Raw genomic sequence first — 4291 nt, forward strand, 5'->3', positions numbered from 1 at the left:
GTCTGATTATTCCTAGTAATGCCACGTCGATCACTCCGATCCCCCTACTCATCAAGATAAGTAGGATTGTGTGCTAAACGTGGGTCAATTTTCGATGCAAATTATGCGGCTAAGTGGGTCAGTTTTCGGTGCAAATCAACAATCAGTGGCATAGATGCCCTCGAGTGCGTAAAAACATTTACACCCGATATAGTCTTACTTGATATTGGAATGCCAGGCATGGACGGGTATGAGGTCTGTTTACGCCTGCGCCAGCTTCCTGGTTTTGAAAAAACCGTAATTATTGCAAATAGCGGGTATGGACTGGGAAATGAGCAACAACTGTCCAAGGAAGTCGGTTTTGATCGATATCTTGTCAAGCCGATCAACCTCGCAAATGTTGCCAGCTTAGCGCAGAGTATTAGGGATAGTCGAATTGACGACGCGTCGACTATCGAAATCACGTAATCTGAGGGCGCTTGGGCTTGAACTAATATGACGTGCCAAACAAGCTGATTTTTTTACAAACTGAATTCCTTGCTTGCCCCCTCATTGCTGGCTGACCGCGATGCCGGAAATTCAAGCATTCAAGTTTGCGCGGGAATTCTACTGATCGGTGATTTCACCATTTCGAGCGCAACCTTATACGCGGCGTTTTCAGCTGAAATTTCATCGGAAAAAGTCAAATTTACCGAAACTCGTTGCTTTGGAAAGATATTATTCACTGGCGGGGAGGCTGGTGTCCGAGGCATGCATTGCTGACGAGGCGGCTCTGTCTCAGGCCGCGAATAGCATTTTGCGGGAGGCTGCGCTGCGATTTATAGCTCTGCAATCCGGCCTGCCGCTAGACCCAGCCTAAAGCCAAACGCTTGCGCCAGCCCCTTGGAGCTGGCGGCATGATCAGTAGCGGGAGAATCGCAGGCTTGCATCCCCTGCCAACAGTTATTTCGATTCAGGATGAGCGCTGCGAACCGCTTTGAGTTCTTCTTATTTCCCAGGCTTTGCGGCGGCGCCGTCACGACGGCGAACGACGGCGCCGAGCAGGCCGAGGCCGGCCAGCAGCATGCCGTAGGTGCCGGGTTCCGGAACGGCTGAGGTGACGACGGAATTACCGCCTATCGTAGCGGTGGTGGTGGCGGTGGCGATGGCTTCGGTCGCGTCGTAATTGCTGAAACTGACCGATAAATTCTGTTGCCAGATGCTTGAGTCTCCATGGGGACCGCTTTTATCCCAATTATAGTTAGCCTCGAGACTACGATCCCATGCGTCGGATTGCATCTCTCCATTGGATATGCCGCTCAGTCCGAAAAATATGCTGCCGCGCGCGCTTTCGCTATCCCCGCCCGGCACAAAACCGATCGTGGTTGCCAGGTTCATGCTGATGTCATAGCTGATCGTCACCATGGTATGGGCCGATACCGTAAAGCTCGAGTTGATATAGGTGGTGGCGAAGGCGCCATATTCGGCATAACCGACAGCGTCGCTTGCAGCGTGGCCGCTCAGGTCGATGGCGCTGAATCCCAGGACGTTGTTGGCGCCGACCATGCTGGCGGTCGATGACGCGAGCGCCGATTTGCTACCGCCGTGGAGAGCGGACATATTGCCCGATCCCACTGCGGCGTAATTGTCTTGATCGATGACATTGCCGTAGGTGCCAACGCCACCATTGATATAGGGAAGCGTTGGGCCCAGCGCGATCCACGGCGTTATCCCATCATTCAAATCCAAATCAGTCAGGGTCATGGTGACATTGCCGACCGATACTGTACTTGTTGCTGCTGAGAATGCCGGTACGGCGAGCACGCTCAATGCGCATGCCACAGCCATTTTTACTGTCGAGTTTTTCATTAGTGATCCTTGAATTAGGTAGGCAAAAATACCGGATGCTGAGGTCAGGCTAGCAATGGCGCCGACGGGCACGCAAGCCAGCGATTAATGCGAGCCCAGCAAGCATCATTGCGTAGCTGCCTGGCTCGGGAACGGCAGAAATACTGTTGCCGGCCGCGATGGCGCGCATGGAAAAATTCGCTTCCACACTGCTGTTAGCGGCATTTTCAAAGCTAAGCGACAGTGGGCCGTTCCAGTCGGCAACGGGGCCATTGCCGACATTCGACATCGCTTCACCGGTCGCGCTGCCGATCCTATGCTGGACGCCGTCCAGAGTCTGCCCAATCATCATGGTGGCGAAAGCAAAGGCGGCTTCGTGGTTGTCCGCCTGCGGGTCATAGGGCAGCGTCGCCTCGCTATGGGCGGACACGTTCATGGTGAAACTCACCGCTGTGTTGGCCGAAAGAACAAATGTCATCGGCAAAAATTCGATTTTGGTGTAATACACGCCGGTCGAATTTTGGTCGCTGCCGGCCTGGCCGTATGCCGTTCCGCCACCCAGCGCGCCTTGGACACTGCCGCCGGAACTGGCCCACTGGGCGCTGGTTGAACCGGAGATGAGCTGCGTCGTGGTCGTCGAGTAATGCGAGTATTCGCTGAAGGTTTGGCCGTTCGGCGTCACGGTGCTGACGTCTCCATATATCGATGGAAAACTGCTGCTCCCGGTTACCGGCTGAAAGTAAAAGGATGGCGCTATGCCGTCGTTGGGGGCCAGGTCGATCAACTTGATCGTAATGCCGCCATAAGTGACGTTGCTACTTGCCGCCGCTTGCGCCGCCGAGGTTGCCGCCAGCGCGCCGACAATCAACAAAGCCTGCACTATGAATTTTTTCATCACCACTCCTATTATTAATTGAATTTTAATTATGTATATTTAGAAATAATATGTCCATCGCGTGCGTATAAGGAACGCATGCGTCTACAGCGCGCATAATTTCTTTTGGGGAATTAAAGTTTCAGCAAGGCAGTTTGGAGCATCGGGCCTGGCGAATTTATCGGCTGATGCTTGTGTGGTTTTCATAGTACGGTTTTACCGTCCGTACAAATTCCTGATGTTTTATTGATCGACGGCAAGATGCCTGCCTGTGCTTTAGTGGCATGCAAAAACGATAGTGATATTCAATTGGATCAGTTGTTTTTTTATTAATTGGAGAGTGGGTTATTAATGAAGAATATTGGCGGGTGTTTTTACGGATAATTGGATTTTCGGCCGATAGAGATTATCGGTGAAGAAGCGATCACGGCAGGCCTGCGATAGGCCTGCCGTGATCGGGGTCGTGCGGATAGGGCGGATGAAATCAGGCAGGCTTAGGCAAGCGCGTCGACATCTTGGCCTGGAACGCGATCGGATCGGCCGAGAACGCCTGGTACGCGCCCTGCGTCAGCGAACCGGCCGCGATTTCTTCGCTCTTGCCGGCTTCAATCGTGGCCAGGGTGTCGATGACGACCTCGTCCGGCGTCATGCGCGGCTCGGGCAGGCGGTTGCCGATGGCGCTCGCGGTCTGGACGGCCAGCACGCCGACCACGATCGTGCCCTGCGCGGCCAGTTCGGCGCGGATGCTGCGCGTCACCGACAGGAACGCGGCCTTGGACGCCGAATACGTGCCCATCACCGGCAAGCTGACCAGCGCCGCCATCGACAGCAAATTCACGATGGCGCCGCCGCCCGCCGCTTGCAGCACCGGCTGGAAGGCGCGGGTCAGCGCCAGCGGGCCGAAGTAGTTCACTTCCATTTCGCGGCGCGCGTCGTCCAGCGTGGGCGCGGCGATGGCGCCCTGGAACGCGGCGTAGCCGGCGTTGTTGATGAGCAGCGTGACGTCCGGCGCGGCGATCGCGGCCTGGGCGACCTGGTCGGCGTTGGTGACGTCGAGCACCAGCGGCACCAGGCGCGGGTCGCCGCCTTCGATCAGTTCGGCGAGCGAGGCGCGGTCGCGGGCCGTGACATACACTTTGGCGGCGCCTTGGGTGAGCAGTTGGGCGACGAATGCGCGGCCGATGCCGCCATGGGCGCCGGTGACGAGAGCGATAGAGCCGTTGATATTCATGATGGAGCCTTGTTTTAAAGTTGGAGAATGGGTGTGCGATCCGTTGCCTGCCGCCTTCGCCGGGACTGGGACCGGCGAAGGCGGCGGCGCCGGCTTATTTGCCGTTGAGCTTGTCGATGTGGGCCAGGGCGAATTCGCCGACCGTCATCGAGCGCTTGCCGGTGATGGCTTCGATGTTGCTGTCGGCGCCGGACATGCGGCCGACGTGGTAGTCCGCCATCGCGCCGCGCAGGTGCTGGACGACGTAGGCCGGCACGCCCATCGCTTCGATCGATGCGCAATATTCGTCGATAGGCAAGTCCTGGAACACGATCTTGCGGCCGAGCGCGACGCTCAGTTCGGCGGCCATCTGCTCGTGGTCCATCTCGACCGGGCCGGAC

The 4291-nt window shown here is 56.6% G+C and carries 4 protein-coding genes and 1 pseudogene; 1 reads left to right on the forward strand and 4 read right to left on the reverse strand.

All coding sequences use genetic code 11. From position 1 onward, the window contains the following. Nucleotides 1–66: 66 nt before the first annotated feature. On the forward strand, nucleotides 67–447 hold the full coding sequence (locus Q0S71_RS07425; RefSeq protein ID WP_295993610.1) for a response regulator: 381 nt from the start codon (nucleotides 67–69) through the stop codon (nucleotides 445–447). Between the two features lie 519 nt (nucleotides 448–966). On the opposite strand, the gene Q0S71_RS07430 is transcribed toward Q0S71_RS07425, so the two are convergent. The 4 genes and pseudogenes from Q0S71_RS07430 to Q0S71_RS07445 form a co-directional block, all read right to left on the reverse strand. Further along, nucleotides 967–1827: a PEP-CTERM sorting domain-containing protein gene (locus Q0S71_RS07430; RefSeq protein ID WP_295993612.1), complete on the reverse strand. Its 861-nt coding sequence runs from the start codon at nucleotides 1825–1827 to the stop codon at nucleotides 967–969. Between the two features lie 49 nt (nucleotides 1828–1876). Beyond that, nucleotides 1877–2701: a PEP-CTERM sorting domain-containing protein gene (locus tag Q0S71_RS07435; RefSeq protein ID WP_295993614.1), complete on the reverse strand. Its 825-nt coding sequence runs from the start codon at nucleotides 2699–2701 to the stop codon at nucleotides 1877–1879. Between the two features lie 463 nt (nucleotides 2702–3164). Next, complete coding sequence (locus Q0S71_RS07440) at nucleotides 3165–3911, reverse strand: SDR family NAD(P)-dependent oxidoreductase (protein ID WP_295993617.1); 747 nt, start codon at nucleotides 3909–3911, stop codon at nucleotides 3165–3167. 94 nt (nucleotides 3912–4005) lie between these two features. After that, a pseudogene (locus tag Q0S71_RS07445) lies at nucleotides 4006–4291 on the reverse strand (NmrA family transcriptional regulator); the annotation flags it as partial.

It is taken from the genome of Rugamonas sp. (genome assembly GCF_025354735.1).
Classification (GTDB): domain Bacteria; phylum Pseudomonadota; class Gammaproteobacteria; order Burkholderiales; family Burkholderiaceae_D; genus Rugamonas.